The sequence below is a fragment of the Qipengyuania proteolytica genome, from assembly GCF_019711565.1.
Taxonomy (GTDB): Bacteria; Pseudomonadota; Alphaproteobacteria; order Sphingomonadales; family Sphingomonadaceae; genus Qipengyuania; species Qipengyuania proteolytica.
Map to the genome: position 1 here is coordinate 991,966 of NZ_JAIGNN010000002.1, position 21,032 is coordinate 1,012,997.

At 66.1% G+C, this 21,032-nt stretch carries 20 protein-coding genes and 1 riboswitch; of the genes, 9 read left to right on the forward strand and 11 right to left on the reverse strand.

Going from position 1 to position 21,032, the window contains the following annotated elements; genetic code table 11:
* The first annotated feature begins 45 nt into the window (after positions 1-45).
* From K3172_RS13885 to mmsB, 7 genes are all read left to right on the forward strand, one after another.
* Positions 46-1,191 (forward strand): acyl-CoA dehydrogenase family protein, encoded by a 1,146-nt coding sequence (locus tag K3172_RS13885; protein ID WP_221591014.1) that lies wholly within the window; start codon positions 46-48, stop codon positions 1,189-1,191.
* Positions 1,188-1,577: a VOC family protein gene (locus K3172_RS13890; protein ID WP_221591016.1), complete on the forward strand. Its 390-nt coding sequence runs from the start codon at positions 1,188-1,190 to the stop codon at positions 1,575-1,577. The genes K3172_RS13885 and K3172_RS13890 overlap by 4 nt, the downstream gene beginning before the upstream one ends.
* On the forward strand, positions 1,574-2,620 hold the full coding sequence (locus K3172_RS13895) for an enoyl-CoA hydratase/isomerase family protein (RefSeq protein ID WP_221591017.1): 1,047 nt from the start codon (positions 1,574-1,576) through the stop codon (positions 2,618-2,620). Before K3172_RS13890 ends, K3172_RS13895 begins: the two co-directional genes overlap by 4 nt.
* A gap of 95 nt (positions 2,621-2,715) precedes the next feature.
* A complete protein-coding gene (locus K3172_RS13900) occupies positions 2,716-3,237 on the forward strand; it encodes a hypothetical protein (protein ID WP_221591019.1) in 522 nt (173 codons plus the stop codon).
* Positions 3,215-4,024, forward strand: a complete 810-nt coding sequence (locus tag K3172_RS13905) for an enoyl-CoA hydratase-related protein (protein WP_221591021.1) — start codon at positions 3,215-3,217, stop codon at positions 4,022-4,024. Before K3172_RS13900 ends, K3172_RS13905 begins: the two co-directional genes overlap by 23 nt.
* A gap of 1 nt (position 4,025) precedes the next feature.
* Entirely contained in the window at positions 4,026-4,400 is a 375-nt protein-coding gene (locus tag K3172_RS13910; RefSeq protein ID WP_221591023.1) for a hypothetical protein, read from the forward strand.
* A gap of 194 nt (positions 4,401-4,594) precedes the next feature.
* Positions 4,595-5,461 (forward strand): 3-hydroxyisobutyrate dehydrogenase, encoded by an 867-nt coding sequence (mmsB, locus tag K3172_RS13915; RefSeq protein WP_221591025.1) that lies wholly within the window; start codon positions 4,595-4,597, stop codon positions 5,459-5,461.
* Here the strand turns inward: mmsB and K3172_RS13920 are convergent.
* Positions 5,448-6,170, reverse strand: coding sequence for an Nmad3 family putative nucleotide modification protein (locus K3172_RS13920; protein WP_221591027.1), 723 nt, complete (start codon positions 6,168-6,170; stop codon positions 5,448-5,450). The two genes, mmsB and K3172_RS13920, sit on opposite strands and share 14 nt — an antisense overlap.
* A 65-nt stretch (positions 6,171-6,235) precedes the next feature.
* Here K3172_RS13920 and K3172_RS13925 point away from each other — a divergent pair, with 65 nt between their 5' ends.
* Both K3172_RS13925 and K3172_RS13930 read left to right on the forward strand, forming a co-directional pair.
* Entirely contained in the window at positions 6,236-7,048 is an 813-nt protein-coding gene (locus K3172_RS13925) for an NTP transferase domain-containing protein (protein ID WP_221591029.1), read from the forward strand.
* Positions 7,049-7,064: 16 nt separating this feature from the next.
* Positions 7,065-8,330, forward strand: a complete 1,266-nt coding sequence (locus K3172_RS13930) for a lipopolysaccharide biosynthesis protein (protein WP_221591031.1) — start codon at positions 7,065-7,067, stop codon at positions 8,328-8,330.
* On the opposite strand, the gene gcvPB is transcribed toward K3172_RS13930, so the two are convergent.
* From gcvPB to K3172_RS13980, 10 genes are all read right to left on the reverse strand, one after another.
* Positions 8,327-9,937 (reverse strand): aminomethyl-transferring glycine dehydrogenase subunit GcvPB, encoded by a 1,611-nt coding sequence (gcvPB, locus tag K3172_RS13935; protein WP_425594712.1) that lies wholly within the window; start codon positions 9,935-9,937, stop codon positions 8,327-8,329. The two genes, K3172_RS13930 and gcvPB, sit on opposite strands and share 4 nt — an antisense overlap.
* Positions 9,938-9,993: 56 nt before the next feature.
* Positions 9,994-11,361 carry an aminomethyl-transferring glycine dehydrogenase subunit GcvPA gene (gcvPA, locus tag K3172_RS13940; protein ID WP_221591034.1) on the reverse strand — a complete coding sequence of 456 codons (1,368 nt, stop codon included), beginning with the start codon at positions 11,359-11,361 and terminating at the stop codon, positions 9,994-9,996.
* 34 nt (positions 11,362-11,395) lie between these two features.
* A complete protein-coding gene (gene gcvH / locus K3172_RS13945) occupies positions 11,396-11,767 on the reverse strand; it encodes a glycine cleavage system protein GcvH (RefSeq protein WP_221591036.1) in 372 nt (123 codons plus the stop codon).
* 4 nt (positions 11,768-11,771) lie between these two features.
* On the reverse strand, positions 11,772-12,947 hold the full coding sequence (gene gcvT / locus K3172_RS13950; RefSeq protein ID WP_221591038.1) for a glycine cleavage system aminomethyltransferase GcvT: 1,176 nt from the start codon (positions 12,945-12,947) through the stop codon (positions 11,772-11,774).
* Positions 12,948-12,994: 47 nt separating this feature from the next.
* A riboswitch (glycine riboswitch) is annotated at positions 12,995-13,100 on the reverse strand.
* Positions 13,101-13,266: 166 nt separating this feature from the next.
* Positions 13,267-14,442 carry a serine hydrolase domain-containing protein gene (locus tag K3172_RS13955; protein WP_221591040.1) on the reverse strand — a complete coding sequence of 392 codons (1,176 nt, stop codon included), beginning with the start codon at positions 14,440-14,442 and terminating at the stop codon, positions 13,267-13,269.
* Between the two features lie 35 nt (positions 14,443-14,477).
* A complete protein-coding gene (locus K3172_RS13960) occupies positions 14,478-15,419 on the reverse strand; it encodes a sulfite exporter TauE/SafE family protein (protein ID WP_221591042.1) in 942 nt (313 codons plus the stop codon).
* On the reverse strand, positions 15,395-18,007 hold the full coding sequence (metH, locus tag K3172_RS13965) for a methionine synthase (RefSeq protein ID WP_221591043.1): 2,613 nt from the start codon (positions 18,005-18,007) through the stop codon (positions 15,395-15,397). Before metH ends, K3172_RS13960 begins: the two co-directional genes overlap by 25 nt.
* Complete coding sequence (locus K3172_RS13970; protein WP_221591045.1) at positions 18,007-19,053, reverse strand: homocysteine S-methyltransferase family protein; 1,047 nt, start codon at positions 19,051-19,053, stop codon at positions 18,007-18,009. Before K3172_RS13970 ends, metH begins: the two co-directional genes overlap by 1 nt.
* Positions 19,050-19,955 (reverse strand): methylenetetrahydrofolate reductase [NAD(P)H], encoded by a 906-nt coding sequence (gene metF / locus K3172_RS13975; RefSeq protein ID WP_221591219.1) that lies wholly within the window; start codon positions 19,953-19,955, stop codon positions 19,050-19,052. The genes K3172_RS13970 and metF overlap by 4 nt, the downstream gene beginning before the upstream one ends.
* Before the next feature lie 17 nt (positions 19,956-19,972).
* A complete protein-coding gene (locus K3172_RS13980) occupies positions 19,973-20,944 on the reverse strand; it encodes an ArsR/SmtB family transcription factor (RefSeq protein WP_221591047.1) in 972 nt (323 codons plus the stop codon).
* Positions 20,945-21,032: the final 88 nt, after the last annotated feature.

Below are 21,032 nucleotides of genomic sequence, written 5' to 3' on the forward strand. Positions count from 1 at the left end.
CCCACCCTCTTCCCTAGCGTCACCAGCGGCGCTAGAGCCCGCGCCATGACCGGACAATTCCAGCTTACCGAAGAGCAGCTCGCGATCCAGGAAATGGCGCAGCGCTTCACTGCCGACGCCATCACCCCGCACGCCGCCGAGTGGGACGAGAAGAGCCACTTCCCGCGCGACGTGATCAAGCAGAGCGCCGAGCTCGGCTTCGGGGCGATCTACGTCTCCGAAGAAAGCGGCGGGATCGGCCTCGGCCGGCTCGAGGCCGCGCTGATCATGGAAGCGATGGCCTATGGTTGCCCTGCGACCAGCGCCTATATCTCGATCCACAACATGGCCGCCTGGATGATCGACCAGTTCGGCGGCGCCGAGGTTAAGGCGAAATATCTGCCCGACCTCGTGACGATGGAGAAGATCGCCAGCTATGCGCTGACCGAGCCGGGCAGCGGTTCGGACGCGGCGGGCCTCAAGACCAATGCGGTGCTGGACGGCGATCATTACGTGCTCAACGGCACCAAGCAATTCATCTCGGGCGGCGGCTTCAACGACGTCTATGTCACCATGGTCCGCACCGGCGAACACAAGACCAAGGGCATCACCTGCCTCGTGATCGACAAAGACACGCCTGGCGTCTCCTTCGGCAAGCCGGAGAAGAAGCTCGGCTGGAACGCCTCGCCCACCGCGCAGGTGATCTTCGAGGATGCCCGCGTGCCGGTGGCCAATCGGGTCGGCGACGAGGGCGAAGGCTTTCGCTTTGCCATGATGGGCCTTGACGGCGGCCGCCTCAATATCGGTGCCTGCTCGCTTGGCGGGGCGCAGCGCTGCCTCGACGAGGCCATCGCCTATACCAAGGACCGCAAGCAGTTCGACACGCCCATCGCTGACTTCCAGAACACGCAGTTCATGCTCGCCGACATGGCGACCGAGCTGGAGGCCGCGCGCGCGCTGCTCTACCTCGCGGCGGCCAAGGTCACCGACAACGCGCCCGACAAGAGCCGCTTCTCCGCCATGGCCAAGCGCCTCGCGACCGACAGCGGCAGCAAGATCGTGAACGACGCGCTCCAGCTGTTCGGCGGATACGGCTACCTGCGCGAATACCCGATCGAACGCTTCTGGCGCGACCTGCGCGTGCATTCGATCCTCGAAGGCACCAACCAGGTCATGCGCATGATCGTGGGCCGGGACCTGCTGCGGCAGTGAGCGGGCTTGCCCTCACCACCTTCCTCGTCCCCGATTACGACGAGGCCATCGCCTTCTTCCGCGGCGCGCTGGATTTCGCACTGCTCGAAGACAGCGACCTTGGTGGCGGCAAGCGCTGGGTCGTGGTTGCGGGAACGAGCGGCGGCAAGCTGCTCCTCGCCCGCGCGGCGAACGAACAACAGCAGGCGGCCATCGGCAATCAGGCGGGCGGGCGCGTCGGCTGGTTTCTCGTGTCCGACGATTTCGCCGCCGACCACCAGCGCATGGTATCCTGGGGCGTCACATTCACCGAAGAACCCCGCCACGAAAGCTATGGCACGGTGGCGGTCTTCAGAGATCCCTGGGGGAACCCGTGGGACCTGATCGAACACAGGAAAGCAGCATGACCGAAGAGGTCCTCATCCACACCCACGGCCGCACCGGCCATATCTCGCTCAACCGGCCCAAGGCGCTCCACGCGCTGACGCTCGACATGTGCCACGCGATGAGCGCGGCGCTGACCGATTGGGCCGGCGACGACGCGGTCGCGGCCGTGATCCTCGACCATGCGGAAGGCCGCGGGTTCTGCGCCGGCGGCGACATCAACCTCCTCCGCAACTCGGCGCTGACCGACGGCGGCGCATCGGGCCGCGCCTTCTTCCACGACGAATACCAGCTCAACCACCAGATGATGACCTATGCCAAGCCCATCGTGGCCTTCATGGACGGCATCACCATGGGCGGCGGCGTGGGCATCGCCATGCCGTGCAGGTTCCGCGTGGCGACCGAGCACACGCGCTTCGCCATGCCCGAGACCGGCATCGGCCTGTTCCCCGACGTGGGCGGCGGCTGGCACCTTGCGCGCCTTGGCGGCAGGCTCGGCCAGTTCCTCGCGCTCACCGGGGCGCGGCTCGACGGGGCGGAATCCCTCTGGGCGGGCATCGCCACGCATTACCTGCCGTCCGAAAAGCTCGCCGAAGCCAAGGCGCGCATCGCCGAACATCCCGACCGGATTGCGGGCATCCTCTCCGAACTCTCGGTCACCCCGCCCGAAGCGCGGATCGAGGCCAATGCCGAGAAGATCGCGCGGCATTTCGCATCGGACCGCTACGAGGACATCCTCGCCAGCCTCGAAGCCGAGGACAGCGAGTGGGCGGCCAAGGAACTCGCCACCCTGCGCACCAAGAGCCCGCAGACCTGCAAGGTCGCGCTGCGGCAGCTGGCGACGAGCGCGAAGCTGGACGATTTCGCCGACAACATGGTGATGGAATACCGCATCGCATCGCGCGTCCTGACCCGCCCCGACTTCGCCGAGGGCGTGCGCGCGGTGATCGTCGACAAGACCAACGACCCCAAATGGGACCCGGCTACGCCCGAGGGCGTGAGCGATGAGTTGCTCGACGCCATCTTCGCCCCGCTTCCCGCCGATGAGGAATGGAAACCGCTGTGAACCGGCGGACGCGCAAGCCTGTCAGGCATGCGAGCCTTCTTGCGCCGCTCTGCTTGTGTCTGGCGTCTGGCGCACATGCTGATACACCGACAACCGTGAACGGGATTGAACTCGGCACCGAGGACCAGTTTACCAGTTTCGGACCGGCAACCGTCTGCATGAGGGAACTGGTATTGCGGCCCCTCGAAGGCCAGTCGGTGCAGTTGATCTATTCGGGCATCCATAGCGGCACGCTTCGCCTCACCCTCGCGGATGGCACCTATGTCGATTTCACCGATGGGGAAATTTCTCGCGACCAGCGCTCCCGCCGCTCCCGGCCGATCGTCGTGAGGGACGACATGGGAATTTATCGTATCCGCCGAAAGAGTGTGGATACGGTCTACCAGCTTGAAGGTCTCGATCGCACGGATGGCCTTTCCACGCCATCACGGGTGATGGTCAGGGGCACCGCGCTCAGCCAAGAGCGCGCGGACTTGCCATTGCTCGGGCGAGCCAGTTTCGAGAATCCCGCCGACGTGAAATGCGATCGCAGGTATGCCTATGGATGGGGCGTAATCCTGGATGGCGAACCCATTTATGTCGATAGTCCGAGCGATGGCGACAAACCGGAGAATTGAAGTGAGTTCATACGAAACCATCACCGTCGAAACCCGCGATGCGGTTACGCTGATCACGCTCAACCGCCCGCAGGCCTTGAATGCGCTGAACAGCACAGTGCTCGAGGAACTGATCGAGGCCTTCGCCGCCTATCAGGCCGACGGCAGCCAGCTGTGCGCCGTGATCACCGGATCGGGCAACAAGGCTTTCGCCGCCGGCGCCGACATCAAGGAAATGAGCGAAAAGGCCGCAGCGGACTTCTATCTCGACGATTTCTTCAGCCCCTGGACCAGCGAGATCGTCAAGAAGACCCGCAAGCCGTGGATCGCCGCGGTCAACGGCTTCGCACTGGGTGGCGGGTGCGAACTCGCCATGATGGCCGACTTCATCATCGCTTCGGAGAACGCCAAGTTCGGCCAGCCCGAGATCAAGCTGGGCGTGGCGCCCGGCATGGGCGGATCGCAGCGCCTGACCAAGGCCATCGGCAAGTCGAAGGCAATGGAAATGTGCCTGACGGGCCGCATGATGGGCGCGGAGGAAGCCGAGCGCAGCAACCTCGTCGCGCGCGTGGTGCCGCATGACAGCCTGCTCGACGAGGCGATGAAGACCGCCGCGCAGATCGCCAGCATGCCGCCGATGGCCGCCATCGCGAACAAGGAGATGGTCAACGCCGCCTTCGAGACCTCGCTGGATCAGGGCCTGATCGTCGAACGCCGCATCTTCCAGATCCTCACCGCGAGCGAGGACAAGAAGGAAGGCATGGCCGCTTTCGTCGAAAAGCGCGAAGGCAAGTGGAAGGGACGCTGAGGTGAAGGCGTTCTACCTTCTGCTGATGGTCCTGTGGGGCGCGCTGGCGTTCTACACCGGTCATGTGATCAGCAATCATGGCATGGGCCTGTTGGAGATATTCTTGGGCGACATCGCAAGCTGGACCTGGCCGGGCCAGTTCAACCTCGATTTCCTGATGATGCTGTTCCTGTCCGCCAGCTGGACGGCCTGGCGCAACGGCTTTTCGCCAGCGGGTATCGGGCTGGCTCTCCTCGCCTTCCTTGGAGGGGCAGGCTTCCTGCTGCCGTATCTGACCTGGCTCGCATGGAAACACGATGGCGATACGCGCCTTGTGCTGACGGGCGTGCTTGGGGCAGCGCAAGCGGCCTTTCCTACAGGTGCTGACAGTCGCTAGGGACGGGAGGAGCGGATCGAACGCAGCCAATATGCGGGATTTTTTCCGAAACCGGCCCGAGTGTCGCCTTGCGGCGCGAAACACGCAGCAAGGCACTGAAACATAAAGAGAAACATGAAAGCGACACCGAGTCGCCTTTGTCGCCTTGTCGCCTTATGGAACGTCGCCCTGAGCGACAGTGAGAGGATGAACATATGAAAATCGCCTTCATCGGCCTCGGCAATATGGGTGGCGGAATGGCCGCGAACCTCGTCAAGGCGGGGTATGAGGTGAATGCCTTCGACCTCAGCGAAGAGGCGCTCGCGGCGGCCAAAACGAACGGCTGCGCGACTTTCACCGATGCCGCCGAGGCGGTCGAGGGAGTCGACGGCGTGGTCACCATGCTGCCCAATGGCGCGATCGTGAAGTCGGTCTACGAAGGCAGCGTGATCGGCAAGGCCCCGGCTGGCGCGGTATTGCTCGACTGCTCGACCATCGACGTCGCCACCGCCAAGGAGGTGATCGCCAGGGCCGAGGCCGCCGGATACGACATGGTCGATGCGCCCGTCTCCGGCGGGATCGCGGCGGCCAACGGCGGCACGCTGACCTTCATGGTCGGCGGGACCGACAAAGCGTTCGCGCGGGCCAGCGAGGTGCTCGATCCGATGGGCAAGGCGGTGATCCATGCGGGCGATGCGGGCGCGGGGCAGACGGCCAAAATCTGCAACAACATGCTGCTCGCCATCACCATGATCGGCACGGCAGAGGCGATGACGATGGCGCAGAAGCTCGGCCTCGATCCGCAGAAATTCTACGAGATTTCCAGCGTGTCGAGCGGCTACAACTGGTCGCTCAATGCTTATACGCCGCTGCCCGGCGTTGGCGTACAAAGTCCTGCCGACAACGACTACCAGGGCGGTTTCGCGACTGCGCTGATGCTCAAGGACCTGCGGCTGGCGATGGAAGCGGCGGGCAGCGTCGATGCGACCACCGTGCTGGGTTCGACCGCGGCCGAGCTTTACGAGAAGTTCGCCGAGGAGAACGGCGGGCTGGACTTCAGCGCGATCATCAAGACGCTCTGATTTCCTCGACGATCCGTGCGAGCCAGGCGCGCGGGGCCTGCCGCCGGCCGATATCGGCAACGAATTCCTGCCCGCGCGCCACGCTGCGCAGGCGCTTGGCGGGAAGCCAGCGATCCGCGCGGTCGTGGTAGCTCAGCCCGCCCGGGCTCAGCCACGCGGGCCGTCGCCACAGGCTCGCCGGGCCTCCGGGCACCGTCAGCCGCAACGCGTCGCAGGCCTTGTTCGCGGTGCGGCCCGGGCCGGCGTAGATGGTGTCGTTCGTGCCGTGCATCGCCAGCGCATGCGGGTGGCCGCGCTCAACCAGCCATTGGGGCGCGCCACTTGCCAGCGGAATGATGTCCTCGACTTCGAGATAGCCGAAAATCCGGTGGTGCGGATCGCCGCCCGCTTCGCGGAACAGGCCGAAGAACAGGAACACGTCCCCCCTGCCGACACCCCGGTTCGACAAATGGGTCTGTGCCGCGCCGACCTGGCCGAACAGGCACCGCCCGTCCTCCACGAACATCGGATCGTGATGGCAGAGCGCATCGCCGCCCAGCCTGCCTCGGCTCGCCGCGGCAGCATGCTCGCCCAGCCCCAGATCGCCGTATCGGGTGCGCGAGGCGGCACCGGCCGGGATCGGCAGGCTCACCGGCCTCCCCCCGACGATCGGGGACGGGCCGCCGCCCGCCGCGCTGTCGAAGCCCTTGCGACTGAAGATAATCCGCATGCACGCCCCGCTGCCCGCGCGGGTGCATCGTGACAAGTCCCGTCATCCTGCCTACATGGCGCGCCATGGCTACCCAGACCCAAGCAAAAGTCACCGCCCTGATCATGGCCGGCAAGCGTTCCGGCCAGCTCGACCCGCTTGCCGAGCGGGCAGGGGTCGCGCAGAAAAGCGTCGTGCCGGTCCATGGCAAGCCGATGATCGAACACGTGGTCGCCGCGCTCGCCGCGTGCGACCGGATCGGCGAGATTCGCATTGTCGCTCACGAACCGGACGAAATCGCCGCCATTCCGCTGGTCGCCCAGCTCTCCGCGGAGGGACGGCTGCGCTTCGCAGAGGGCCGCCACAATCTGGTCGACAGCGTATTCGCGGGTACCGAGAACGCCGACTTTCCCGTTCTCATCACCACCTCCGACAATTGCCTGGTGACCGCAGAAGGCTATGCCGAATTCGTCGAGAAGGCCTTGGCCGAACAGGCGGGCGCGGCCGCCGCGCTGGCCCGCAAGGAGGACGTGATTGCAGCCGATCCCGAAGGCCAGAAGAAGTTCTACGAATTCACCGATGGCGGCTATTCGAACTGCAATACCTACTGGATCGGCAGCCGCGACGCGCTCGGCGCGGCGGAGATCCTGCGCAGCGGCGGCCAGTTCGTGAAATACCCCTCGCGCATCGCCAAGGCCTTCGGCCTGATGAACCTCATCCGCTTCTATTTCGGCTGGGGCGACAAGGAGCAGCTGTTCGCACAGATCTCGAAGCGGTTCGGCTACAAGCTGGTCCCCATCGTCCTGTCGAACGGCGAGTTCGCGATCGACGTCGACGAGGAGCGCTCCTTCAGGATCACCGAAAAGCTTCTCGCCAGGCGCGAGGGTGCCGCCGCCTGAGGCGGCGAACTGCGCGATGGGACGCCTTATCCGCAATATCGGTTGGCTGCTCAGCGGTCGCGGCGTCAATGCCGTGCTCAGCCTCGTCTACCTCGCGCTCGCCACCCGCACGCTGGGGCTTGACGGCTTCGGCTATTTCGCGCTGATCGTGGCACTGGGACAGACCGTCACCGGTCTCGCCAACTTCCAGACCTGGCAATTCGTGGTCCGCTGGGGCGCCGGCAAGGACGGCCCTGCCGAGGCGACGGGCTTCGCCATCGCGCTCGACATGCTTTCCATCGCACTCGGGACAGTGTTGGCAGCAGCACTGTGCTGGTCGGCCCAGTTCTGGCTTCCGCTGCCGGACGACCTGCTCTGGCTCGCCTTCGGCTACTGCATGGTCTCGCTGCTGGCGATCCGCACCACGCCGACCGGCCTGTTGCGCTTGCGCTTCGAATACGGTCGGGCCACCGCAGCCGAAGCGGTCCAGCCGATCGTCCGCGCGGCCGGCGCGGTCCTCGCCGCCGTGTTCATGCCGACGGTTACCGGCTTCATTCTCGCCTGGGCCGCCGCCGAGGTCGCCGTGGCGGCGGCGCTGTGGTTCGCCGCCGGACGAACGGAGCGGATCGACCTGTCGCAGATCAGCCTCTTGCGCCTGCCGCGCGACCATTCGGGCGCCTGGCGGTTCGTCTGGTCCACCAATCTTACGGGCAGCCTCAATGTCGGATCGAAGCAGGTGCTGATCCTGCTGGTCGGGGCGATCGGGGGCGAAGCCTTCGCTGGCGGCTTCCGTGTCGCCAGCCAGCTCGGACAGGCGCTCGTCAGCCTCGCGCAAACCGTGTCCAAGGCGATCTACCCCGAACTCGTCCACGCGCGCGACGACGCGCACGACATGGCGCGCCGCATGGCGAATATCGCGCTCGTCGGCGGGGCACTGGCGGTGCTGGTGGCGATCTTCCTCGGTCGCCCGGGCCTCGTGCTCATTGCCGGACCGGAGTTTCGCGTGGTCTATTGGGCGATGGTCATCCTCGCCATCGCCGGTGCGATCGAGCTCGTCGGCGCCAGCCTCGAATCGCTGCTGGTGAGCGCAGGGCGTGCGGGCACGGCCTTCGTGATGCGCGCGGTACCGACCGTCATCGGCCTTTCGCTGCTGCAGGTCGCGATGGACTGGAACGGCCTGAAGGGCGCGGCCTTCACCGTGCTCGGGTCTAGCGCGCTGTCGGTGATCGGCTTCTGGGTGGCGGTGATCTCGCTCAGCCAGATCACCATCACCGTGAAGCCCAAGCCCGAAAGCGAAGCCTAGGCCCCGCCGATCTCGCTTGCGACCGGCGTTCCTGCGGGCGCTTCGGGCGCCTGCCAGGCCAGCACCGGCTTCCGCGCCGCGAGCGTCTCGTCGAGGCGGCGGCGCGGGGCGTAATGCGGCGCGGTCCTGAGGCTCTCGTCGCCTGCCTTCGCCCGGCCGGCCACGCTGCGCAGCGCGGTGATGAACTGGTCGAGCGCGGCCTTGCTCTCGGTCTCGGTCGGCTCGACCAGCATCGCGCCATGCACCACCAGCGGGAAGTACATGGTCATCGGGTGGTAACCCTCGTCGATCAGCCCCTTCGCGAGATCGAGCGTCGAGAGCCCTTCCGCGAAGCCCTTGTCGCTGAACAGCGCCTCATGCATGCACGGACCGCTGTGCCCGAAGGGCGCGTCGAGCACGTCTTCGAGGCTGCGCAGGACGTAATTGGCGTTGAGCACCGCATCCTCGGCCACCTGCCGCAATCCGTCCGCGCCGTGGCTGAGGATATAGGTCAGCGCACGGCTGAACATACCCATCTGCCCGTGGAAGGCGGTCATGCGGCCGAAGTGCTCCATGCGCCCGCCGAAATACTCTTCGGAGAAGGCGTCGGCGCCCTCTTCCTCGATCAGATGCACCACGCCATCCTTCGTCCGCGCAGTATAGGGCAGCGGCGCAAAGGGGCTGAGCGCTTCGGACAAGACCACCGGGCCCGAGCCCGGGCCACCGCCGCCATGCGGGGTGGAGAAGGTCTTGTGGAGGTTGATGTGCATCGCATCGACACCAAGGTCGCCCGGGCGCACCTTGCCGACGATGGCGTTGAAGTTTGCCCCGTCGCAATAGACGAAGCCGCCCGCTGCATGGACCGCATCGGAGATCGCCTTGAGGTCGCGCTCGAACAGGCCGAGGGTCGAGGGATTGGTGATCATCACCCCCGCCACGTCCGGGCCGAGCCGGGCCTTCAGCGCATCGAGATCGACGCGGCCATCAGCATTCGCCGGAATGTCCTCGATCTCGTAGCCTGCGAAGGCGGCAGTGGCAGGGTTGGTACCATGCGCGCTCTCGGGCACGAGGATCACCTTGCGCGCATCGCCCCGGGCTTCGAGCGCGGCGCGGATGCACAGGATACCGCACAGTTCGCCATGCGCGCCCGCCTTGGGGCTCATGGCGACCGAGTGCATGCCGGTCAGCGTGATCAGCCAGAAGGCGAGTTCGTTCATCACCTCCAGCGCCCCGCGCACCGTATCGACCGGCTGCAGCGGGTGGACGTCGGCAAAGCCGGGCATCCGCGCGACCTTCTCGTTGAGGCGCGGGTTGTGCTTCATCGTGCAGCTGCCGAGCGGGAACAGGCCGAGGTCGATGGCATAGTTCTGGCGGCTGAGGCGCGTGTAGTGCCGCACCGTCTCCGGCTCGGTCAGGCCCGGCAGGCCGATCGCCTCGGTCCGCGCGAAGCTGCCGAGGCGGCTGGCGGGCGCGGGCGTCGGCGGGGCCGGCTGGTCGACGCCGGCAAGGTCGAGCCTAGCGGCGAAGTCGAAGTCGACCCCGGTCGTCTCGGTCGAGCCGATCTCGAAGATCAGCGGCTCCTCCAGCATCAGCGCGCGGTTGCCGGTGGCAGTATCGGGGCCGCTCATGGCGTTGTGCCCATCGACGGGCGTGCCGGGCTTCCAGCCGGACTGGTTCGGCGCGTTCATGCGAGAACTCCCTCGAGTGCGGAGGCCAGCGTTTCGATGTCCTCCTCGGTGGTGGTTTCGGTGACCGCGACGAGCAGCCCGTTGGCCAACCCCTCCACACCCGGGAACAGGCGGCCGAGCGAGACGCCGGCGAGCACGTTCTGCCTGGTCAGCTGGCGCACGATCGCCCGCGCGTCTCCGTCGAGCAGCACGGTGAACTCGTTGAAGAACTGGTCGTTGAGCACCGTCACGCCGGGCACTTTCGCCAGCCGCTCGGCAGCGAGGCAGGCGAGGCGGTGGTTCTCTGCCGCAAGCTGCCTGAGACCCGCCTCGCCGAGCAGCGTCATGTGCACGCTGAAGGCGAGCGCGCAGAGGCCCGAGTTGGTGCAGATGTTCGAAGTCGCCTTCTCGCGGCGGATATGCTGCTCGCGGGTCGACAGCGTCAGGACGAAGCCGCGCTTGCCTTCCGCATCCACGGTCTCGCCGCACAGGCGTCCGGGCATCATGCGGACATGCTTCTCGTCGCGCACGGCGAAAAGGCCGAGGTAGGGGCCGCCGAACTGCAGGCCGACGCCGATCGCCTGGCCTTCGCCCACGACGATATCCGCGCCGAGCTCGCCCGGCGACTTTACCGCGCCGAGCGCCACCGGCTCGGTGTTGACCGCGATCAGCAGCGCGCCCTGCGCATGCGCCGCATCGGCGATCTTCGCGAGGTCGGGCAGGCGGCCGAGAATGTCGGGATACTGCACCACCACGCAGCTGGTGTTGTCGTCGATCCGGGCGATCAGGCCATCGTCGTCGGGCATCGCAGTAAGGCTCGGCGGCGCACCGGCGATCTCGTCATCGGTGAACTTGGCCATGGTCTTCACGACCTCGGCGTAATGCGGATGAAGCGCGCCCGAGAGCACGACCTTGCGCTTCTTGCCGCGTGCGATCCGGCTCGCCATCGCCACCGCTTCCCAGCACGCGGTCGAACCGTCGTACATCGAGGCATTGGCCACCGCGCAGCCATAGAGCCGCGCGACTTGCGTCTGGAACTCGAACAGCATCTGCAGCGTGCCCTGCGCGATTTCCGGCTGGTAGGGCGTGTAGGCGGTCAGGAACTCACCGCGCTGGATGATGTGGTCGACGCTGGCCGGGACGTGATGCTTGTAGGCCCCTGCCCCGAGGAAGAACGCCGCATCGGCCGCCGCGAGGTTCTTCTTCGAGAGCCGTCGCATGTGCCTTTCGACCGCCATCTCGCTGGCATGCATCGGTAGGCCATGGATCGGGCCGGTCAGCCGCGCCTCTTCGGGCACGTCGACGAACAGCGCGTCGATATCGCTCGCACCGATCTTGGCGAGCATCGCCGAACGGTCGGCATCGGTCAGGGGTAGGTAGCGCATAATAGTCCCTTCAGGCCCCGCGGGGCGCCGCGCATCAGAGGCTGTCGCAGAAGCTCTTGTAAGCCTTGTCGTCCATCAGGCCCTCGAGCTCGCCCTTGTCGCCGATGGTCATCTTGAAGAACCAGCCGTCTTCCTCGGGCGAGGTGTTCACCAGCGCCGGATCGTCTTCGAGCGCCTCGTTGGTCTCCATGATCTCGCCGCTGATCGGGGCGTAGACGTCGCTCGCCGCCTTGACGCTTTCGACCACGGCGGCGTCCTTGCCCTTGTCGATCACGCTGCCGACTTCGGGCAGTTCGACGAAGACGATGTCACCCAGCTGGCCCTGCGCGTAATCGGTGATGCCGACGGTGGCGGTATCGCCTTCGACGTCGATCCATTCATGTTCGTCGGTGAAATAACGCGCCATCTGGTCAGCTCCCTCGATAGTAGTTGTGGGGGACGAAAGGCAGGCTCACCACCTTCGCCGGAAGTCTTTTGTTACGAACCGCGATCTCCAGTTCGGTTCCCTCGGCTGCATGCTCCGTTGCGACGTAACCCATCGCGATCGGACGGCCGAGCGTGGGCGAGAAGCCGCCGCTGGTGACGCGCCCGACCCTGCGCTCGCCGGCAAAGATTTCCGCGCCTTCGCGCGCCGGCATGCGGCCTTCGATAGCGAGTCCGACGCGGCGTTCCTTCGGGCCGGATTCGAGCACCGCGCTGACCGCCTCGAAGCCCATCCAGCCGCCGGTCTCGCGGCGCTTCTTGGTGAGCGCAAAGGCAAGGTCGGCACTGACCGGATCGACGGCGTCGGTCATGTCGTGGCCGTAGAGCGGGAGCCCCGCTTCGAGGCGCAAGCTGTCGCGCGCGCCGAGGCCCGCGGGGCGCACCTCGATTTCGGCACACAGCCGGTCACACAGCGCCTCGGCGTACTCGGCAGGGACCGAGATCTCGAACCCGTCCTCGCCGGTGTAGCCTGCGCGGGTGATCCTCAGCGGCCATTCGCCGAACTGGAATTCCATCGACTGCATGAAGACGAGCTGTTCCGGCACGCCGCGCATGACGCGGTTGAGCGCGGTCGCCGCATTAGGGCCCTGAAGCGCGACCAGCGCATGCTCGTCCATGTGGGTCAGCGTCACCTCGTCATCGAGGAACTCGCGCAAGTGGGCGATATCATCCCACTTCATCGCACCGTTGACGACGACGTAATAGGCAGGCTCGCCCCAATGGCCTTCGGTGCCGGCCTCCTCATCGCCCTCGATCCACGGCGTGGCGTTGGTGACCATTAGGTCGTCGAGGATGCCGCCCTCTTCGCTCAGCAGCAGCGAATAGCGCACTCGCCCCGGCTTCAGCGTGGAAATGGCACCCGGCAGCAGCTTCTCCAGCTCCTCCGCCGCCTTTTCGCCGGTGACCATCAGCTGGCCCATGTGGCTCACATCGAACAGGCCCGCATTGGTGCGCGTCCATTCGTGTTCGGCGACGATGCCTTCGTACTGGATCGGCATCCAGTAGCCGGCGAATTCGACCATCCGCCCGCCCTTGCCGCGATGCCAGGCATCGAGCGGCAGCGTGCCGGTTTCGGTCTCTTCGATCTCGTGGTCTTCGCTCATCAACAATCCCGACAGCATGGCCGCCCCGGACGAGGCGCTGTGAATTCCATGCCCCCTCTGTCGGGAAACCTGAGAGACTGGCCTGCGGATGGGCAGGCTTACCCCTTCGGTGGCCGCATGCAGGTGCGCGCGACGCTTTCCAGAGTGTCGATGGCCCGCACGGTCCGGTGGCCTGAGAGTTTCCGGGGCGGTTGCTCCTTCGGCGGTGCGGGGACGGCGCCCCGCACGCTCTCCCGTGCGCGCCCGCCGCAGAATCGCTCCCGCGGCCGACGGGTGCTGCACTGCGGCATTCCCCGCTAACCGTCAATTGCCAAAAGGGTTATTCCACCATCCGCATGGCGCGTCCCACGAGCTCGATCTCCTCGGGCGCGAAACCGCCTTCGTCGGGTGCATTGCGGTCGGGGACGGCGGTGACGAAATAGGCGATGCCGGACCGCTCGTCCTCTTCCATCCACAAGCCGGATCGGAGGCCGTAAGCTTCGCCGGCATGCCCGTACCATCGCGCGCCCAGTTGGAATAGAACGTCGTTGCAGCCCACCAGCCCAGGATACAGCGTGTGCACGCCAAAACCGTAGAAACAGAAGTTGGGCGCACTGCCTTCGACCGGCGGAAACCTACGCTTCAGCTGGCGGAAGCCTTGCGGGCTGAGCAATCTATTGTCCTCACCCAGTATCGCCTGCCCGATCTTAGCAAGATCGATCATGCCGATGCGCACCCCGCCCTGCGGCGAGAAGATCGAGGCATTGGTGCCGGGCACGTAATCATCGAGCGAGCAGGCGACGTCCTCGGCAACCGGGAGGGTGCAATTGAGCGGGCGGTCGGCGGCATCGTCGCGCGCGACTTCGCCGGTGCTGCGGTAGAGGACCACGGCGCGGTCGGCCTGGTCTTGCGAGCAGCCGATCCAGTTGAGGCAGGCCTTGATGCCGAGCGGGCCAAACACAGCGCGCTCGACCAGCCGGTCGTAGCGCTCGCCGCTCGCTGCTTCGAGCACGGTCGCCACCACCGGCGAGCCGAGATTGGCATATTCGAACGGCGCATCGCCGGGCGGCGCGCCGGCGTACCACGCCTCGGGATCGGAAAGCTTCGCCTGCAGGCTTTCGCCCAGCGGGATAACGTAGCCTGCATCATCGCGCAGGCCCGAGCGATGCCGGAGCAGTTGCCCGAGCGTGACAGGCACATCGGGATAGGCGGGATTGCGCAGCGACCAGCCGAGATAGGTCGAGACGTCGGTGCCCAGGTCGACCTTACCCTCATCGACCAGGCGCAGCGTCGCGAGCGCCATGACGAGCTTGGAGATGCTGGCGATCCGCACCGGGTCGTTCGCTTCGACCGCCCTGCCCGTGGCGCGGTCGGCGAGGCCCTCGACAATGACCGGCGTTATCGTCTCGCGGTCGAAGACCACGGCGACAGCCGCGCGTTGCGGCTCCGCGGTAGGCCGCAGCGTGGCGCATGACGCCATCGCCAGCGAAGCCAGTGCGAGGAGGATCGGGCGCATCGCCGAAAGATCGCCGCGCCGGGCAGACCTGTCAATCAGCGCCAGTTGAGCCACAGCAGGTAAAGGGCCGAGAGCACGATCCAGCTCCCGTCGAGGGTCTTCAGCCGCCGCGCGCCAAGCCAGAGCGCGATGGGCCGCGCGAGGAAGCCGCCCAGCGCCGCCGCGGGCCCTGCGAGCAACACGATCTCCCACTGGATCGTGCCTGCCTCGACATGCCAGAATGCTCCGGCAATCACGCTGATCGAGGAGATGAGGCAGGCGGCGCCCGTGCAGAGCAGCACCGGGTAATGGCGGATGAAGAGATAGAGCGCGACGAGCTCGCCGATCCCGACGGAGAACAGCGCGGTCAATATGCCGCCGGGCACCGCCAGCAGGAGCAGCACGGCCAGGTCGCCGCGCTCGAGCCTGGCTTTCTCGGGCCGGGCGAGATTTACCGTCCAGGTCGATGCGATCAGCGCGATGCCGAGCAGGATGGAAAACGCCTTGTAGCCCATCAGCACCGCATGCTGGTCGAAGGCCGTCAGGCGCTGGGTCGCCAGCATGGCCGGCAGGGACAGCGCCAGCACCGCGAAGGCCACGGTGAAGAAATCGCGTGGGCGCACCGCGGCATGCAAGGGCTCGGGCGGCGGCTGGTGATACAGCCGGTCGGTCCAGCGCAGCGCGCCCATCGTCATGCCGAAGCTCTGGATGCCCATCGATACGCCGACCACCTGCAGCGGCTGGAGATCCATCACGCCCCATTCGCGCAAGGCATTGAAGACCGGCACGAAGACCACCCCGCCGCCGGTCCCCGAGGTGTTGGCGATGATCGCGCCGACGACCCCGATCCCCGGCAGGAACCACAGGCGGGACAGCAGCTCCGCATCGTAAGGCACCAGCGCCCAGAGCGCGGCAAAGGCCAGCAGCAAGATGCCGCCGCCGATCCACACCAGCAGTCCTTGCGGCAGCGCGCTCAATCCAGATTGGGTCTCAGCCATCGTTCGGCGGTCGCCATATCCACGCCGCGCCGCCGCGCATAGTCCTCCAGCTGGTCACGCCCGATGCGCGCGACACCGAAATACTGCGCTTCGGGATGGCCGAAGTAGAAGCCGCTCACCGCTGCGGTAGGATACATGGCGAAGTTCTCGGTCAGGGTAAGACCAGCATTCCTCGGCGCGTCGAGCAGGTCGAACAGGATCGGCTTGAGGCTGTGATCGGGGCAGGCAGGATAGCCCGGCGCCGGGCGGATGCCGCGGTACTCTTCCCTGATCAGCGCCTCGTTGGTCAGCTGTTCCTGCGGGGCATAGCCCCACAGATCGGTGCGGACATGCTGGTGGAGCCGTTCGGCGAAGGCCTCGGCAAAGCGGTCGGCGAGCGCCTTCAGCAGGATGTCCGAATAATCGTCCTTGTCGGCAAGGAAACGCTTCGAATGCTCCTCGATGCCGTGGATGCCGACGGCAAAGCCGCCGATCCAGTCGCCCGCCGGATCGATGAAATCGGCGAGGCACATGTTCGCCCGCTCGCGGCTCTTCTTTACCTGCTGGCGCAGGAAAGGCAGGATCACCCGCTCCTCGCGGTCGGCAAGGTGGAGAGTCACGTCGTCGCCGTCGCGCGCGCAGGGCCAGAAGCCGACCACGCCCTTCGCCGTCAGCCAGTGCCCGTCGATGATCCGGTCGAGCATCGCATCCGCATCGGCCTTCAGCTGGCGCGCGGTATCGCCGACCACCTCGTCGTCGAGGATCTTGGGATAGGTGCCGTGCAGCTCCCACGCGCGGAAGAATGGCGTCCAGTCGATGTAGTCGCGCAGGTCCGCCAGCGACCAGTCGTCGAAAACATGGAGCCCCGGGCGCAGCGGCGGCGCGGCGCGGTCACTGTAGAAGGGATCGTAGTGATTGGCGCGCGCTTCCTCGAGGCTGAGCAGCACGCTCTGCGCCTTGCCTTCGCGCGCTTCGCGGACCTTGACGTATTCGGCTGCCGTCGTGTCGACGAACTCGTCGCGCTGCGTGTCCGAGAGCAACCGGCTTGCCACGCCGACCGCGCGGCTCGCATCGAGCACGTGGATCACCGGGCCTTCGTAGGCCGGGTCGATCCGCAAGGCAGTGTGGACCTTGCTCGTGGTCGCCCCGCCGATCAGCAGCGGCATGGTCATCTCCGCGCGGCTCATCTCTTCGGCAACCGTCACCATCTCGTCGAGCGAGGGGGTGATGAGGCCCGAAAGCCCGATCATGTCCGCCTTCTCGTCCTTCGCGGTCTGGAGAATCTGCGACCAGGGGACCATGACGCCCAAATCGATCACCTCGTAGCCATTGCACTGCAACACCACGCCGACGATGTTCTTGCCGATATCGTGGACGTCGCCCTTCACGGTCGCCATCACGATCTTACCCTTGGACTGGTCGGCAAGGCCGCTCGCTTCCTTTTCCGCCTCGATGAAGGGGATGAGGTGCGCGACCGCCTTCTTCATCACGCGCGCCGATTTCACCACCTGCGGCAGGAACATCTTGCCGCTGCCGAACAGGTCGCCGACGACGTTCATGCCGTCCATCAGCGGGCCTTCGATGACCTCGATCGGTCGGTCGAAATGCTGGCGCGCCTCCTCGGTATCCTCGACCACGTGCGCGTCGATGCCCTTGACCAGCGCATGCTCGAGCCGCCGTGCGACCTCCCAGCCGCGCCATTCCTCGGCCGCCTTCTCGTCGGCGGCGCTCTTGCCCTTGTAGCTTTCGGCAAGCTCGATCAGCCGCTCGGTCGCATCAGGCCGGCGCGCCAGGATCACGTCCTCGCATGCTTCGCGCAGCGCGGGATCGATCTGGTCGTAGACGTCGAGCTGGCCCGCATTGACGATGGCCATGTCGAGACCTGCGGGGATTGCGTGGAACAGGAACACCGAGTGCATCGCGCGGCGCACGGTCTCGTTGCCGCGGAAGCTGAAGGACAGGTTCGACAGGCCGCCGCTGGTCTTGGCATGCGGGCAGCGCGCCTTGATCTCGCGCACCGCCTCGATGAAGTCGAGCCCGTAGCGGTCGTGCTCCTCGATACCCGTCGCCACGGCGAAGATGTTGGGGTCGAAGATGATGTCTTCGGGCGGGAAGCCGATGCCGGTCAGCAGTTCATAAGCCCGCGCGCATATCTCGACTTTGCGCTCCCTAGTGTCGGCCTGCCCGACCTCGTCGAAGGCCATGACCACCGCCGCCGCGCCATAGTCCATGCAGGTGCGCGCATGGGCGAGAAACTCCGCCTCGCCTTCCTTCATGCTGATCGAATTGACGATCGGCTTGCCCGAGACGCATTTCAATCCCGCCTCGATCACGCTGAACTTGGAGCTGTCGATCATCACCGGCACGCGGGCGATATCGGGTTCGGCGGCGATCAGCTTGAGGAAGGTCGTCATCGCCTTTTCGGCGTCGAGCAGGCCTTCGTCCATGTTGACGTCGATCACCTGCGCGCCGTTCTCCACCTGGTCGCGCGCGACCTCCACGGCGGTCTCGTAATCGTCCGCCATGATGAGCTTCTTGAACCGGGCGGAACCGGTCACATTGGTGCGTTCGCCGATATTGACGAAGCGGGCAGTGGTCAGGTCACTCATCAGGCGGCAATCGTGAAGGGTTCGAGGCCGGCGAGGCGCATGTCGGGATCGATGCTCGGCACGGTGCGGGGCGCAATGCCCTCCACCGCTTTGGCCATCGCGGCGATGTGGGCGGGGGTCGATCCGCAGCAGCCCCCGAGTGCATTGATGCGGCCGTTGTCGGCCCAGACGCGGGTGAGCGCGGCGGTGGTTTCGGGCACCTCGTCATATTCGCCGAGATCGTTTGGCAGGCCCGCGTTCGGATAGGCCATCAGATAGGTGTCGGCGACGTCGGAGAGCAGCTGGACATGCGGGCGCAGCTGCTCCGCGCCGAAGCTGCAGTTGAGCCCGATGGTGAGCGGCTTCGCGTGGCGCACCGTATACCAGAACGCCTCGACCGTGTGGCCCGAGAGGTTGCGGCCCGACAGGTCGGTCAGCGTCAGCGAAATCATCAGCGGGATGTCGCGCCCCAGTTCCCGCTCGAGCTGCTTCACCGCCATGATCCCCGCCTTGCAGTTGAGCGTGTCGAACACCGTCTCGATCAGGATGAAGTCCGCGCCGCCTTCCAGCAGCGCGCGGGCCTGTTCGACATAGACCGCCACGATCTCATCGAAGGTGACCTCGCGAAAGCCCGGGTCCTCGACATCGGGCGAGAGCGAAAGCGTCTTGTTGGTCGGCCCCATCGCGCCCGCGACGAAACGGGGCACGCCGTCCTTGGCGGTGGCCTCGTCCACCGCCTCGCGGATGATGCGCGCGGCGGCGACGTTGATGGCGTGGACCAGCGCTTCCGCCCCGTAATCCGCCTGGCTGATGCGGTTGGCGTTGAAGGTGTTGGTGGCAAGGATATGCGCGCCGGCAGCGATGTAGCTGTCGCAGATCGCGCGGATGACCTGCGGCTGGGTCAGGTTCACGAGGTCGTTATTGCCCTTTTGGTCGGCGGCGAGGCCGGTGTCACCCGCATAGTCTTCCGGCGCGAGCTTCGCGCGCTGGATTTCGGTGCCATAGGGCCCGTCCTTGACCAGGATGCGCCGCGCGGCGGCAGCTTCGAACTCTTGACGCTTGCTCATGTCGATACCTTGGGTCGCAGGCCGAGCATGTGGCAGATCGCATAGCTCAGCTCGGCGCGGTTGAGGGTGTAGAAGTGGAACTGCCTGACGCCGCCCGCATAGAGGCGGCGGCAGAGTTCGGCAGCGATGGTGGCGGAAACCAGCTGGCGCGCTTCGGGCTTTTCGTCGAGCCCTTCGAACAGCCCTTCGATCCAGTGCGGGATGGCCGTGCCGCAAAGCGAGCTCATGCGCTGGACCGCGGCGAAGCTCATGACCGGCATGATGCCCGGCACGATTTCTCCCTCGATCCCGGCGGCGGCCGCCTTGTCTCGGAACTCGAAGAAGCACTGCGGATCGAAGAAGAACTGCGTGATCGCCCGGGTCGCACCGGCATCGAACTTGGCCTTGAGATTGGCGATATCGGCCTGTGCATCGGGCGAATCCGGGTGCACCTCGGGGTAGGCGGCGACCGAAATCTCGAAATCCGCGACCTTTTTGAGGCCCGCAATCAGTTCAACCGCATTCGCATAGCCGCCCGGGTGGGGCTTGTACTGGCCCGAACCGTCGGGCGGGTCGCCCCGCAACGCGACGATGTGGCGGATGCCCTCTTCCCAATAATGCCGTGCGACCTCGTCGACCTGTTCGCGGGTCGCCTCGACACAGGTGAGGTGCGCGGCGGCAGGGATGCCCGCCTCGTTCTGGATGCGCACGACCTGCTGGTGGGTGCGCTCGCGGGTGGAGCCGCCCGCGCCATAGGTCACGCTGGCGAAGCGCGGGCCGAGCGGCGCGAGGGTTTCGACGCTGGCCCACAGCGTCTCGTTCATTTTGTCGTTCTTGGGCGGGAAAAATTCGAAACTCACCTCGATGTCGCCCGGGAGCCCCGAGAACAGCGGGGTCTCGAGCGCGCGGTGCGCCTCGCGCATCTGGTCGATCGTCGGGCTCACGAGGCCACCTTCCTGTCTTCGCCGCGCCGCCGCGCGATCCAAATCTTCACTGCCAATTCGCCATCCTCGAGTGCCGCGGGCGGTTCGGCATCGAACCCCGCATCACCGAGCAGGCCCTCCATCTGGTTGTCGGCGAAGCCGAGCCGCGCATGGGCATGCCGGTCGCGCAATTCCTCGCGCTGGTGCGCGGCGAAATCGACGATCGCTATCCGCCCGCCGGCCCGGGTCACGCGGGCTGCCTCGCTCAACGCGGCGGCCGGGGCCTGCGCGAAATGGAGAACCTGGTGGAACAGCACCGTGTCGAAACTGGCAGGCGCGAAGGGGAGCGAGCCGAAATCGCCCTGCACCAGCTCGACCCGGTTGGCGGGCAGGTGCTGCAACTTGGCGCGGGCAACGCGCAACATCGCGAGGCTCTTGTCGAGCGCAACGATATGCTCGGCGCGCCCGGCGAACAGTTCGGCCATCCGCCCGGTGCCGGTGCCGATATCAAGCAGGCGTCCCAGTGGGGCCTCGCCCAGCGCCCCGGCCAGCGCGGTCTCGATCGCTTCGTCCGAGCTGTGCAGGCGGCGCAATTCGTCCCAGTCGTGCGCGTGCTGCGCGAAATAGGCTTGCGCCTCCGCCTCGCGGTGACTGCGAATTTCGGCGAGCTTGCGACGGTCGGCTTCGCACAATTGCGCGAAGCCCTCATCCTCCGCCTCGGCGTCCGCCAGCAGGCGCGAGACGCCGTGGCACAACAGGGGCGTCGCAGACCCCATGTCCCCGCCGCGCACGAAGGTCCAGCTGCCCTCGCGTCGCCGCTCCGCAAGGCCGGCATCGCACAGGATGCCGATATGGCGCGATACGCGGGGCTGGCTCTGCGCGAGCACCTGCGCGACCTCGCCCACCGCCAGCTCCATCGAACCGAGCAGGCGCAGGATCCTGAGCCGTGTCGGGTCGGCCAGTGCACGAAAGACGGTCTCGGTCTGCATCGCGAGCAGGATATAAAGATATTTTTATATGTGTAAATTACTCCAAAATTGCCGCTCGCCAAGCTCAGCTTGTCGCACATCGCCCAAA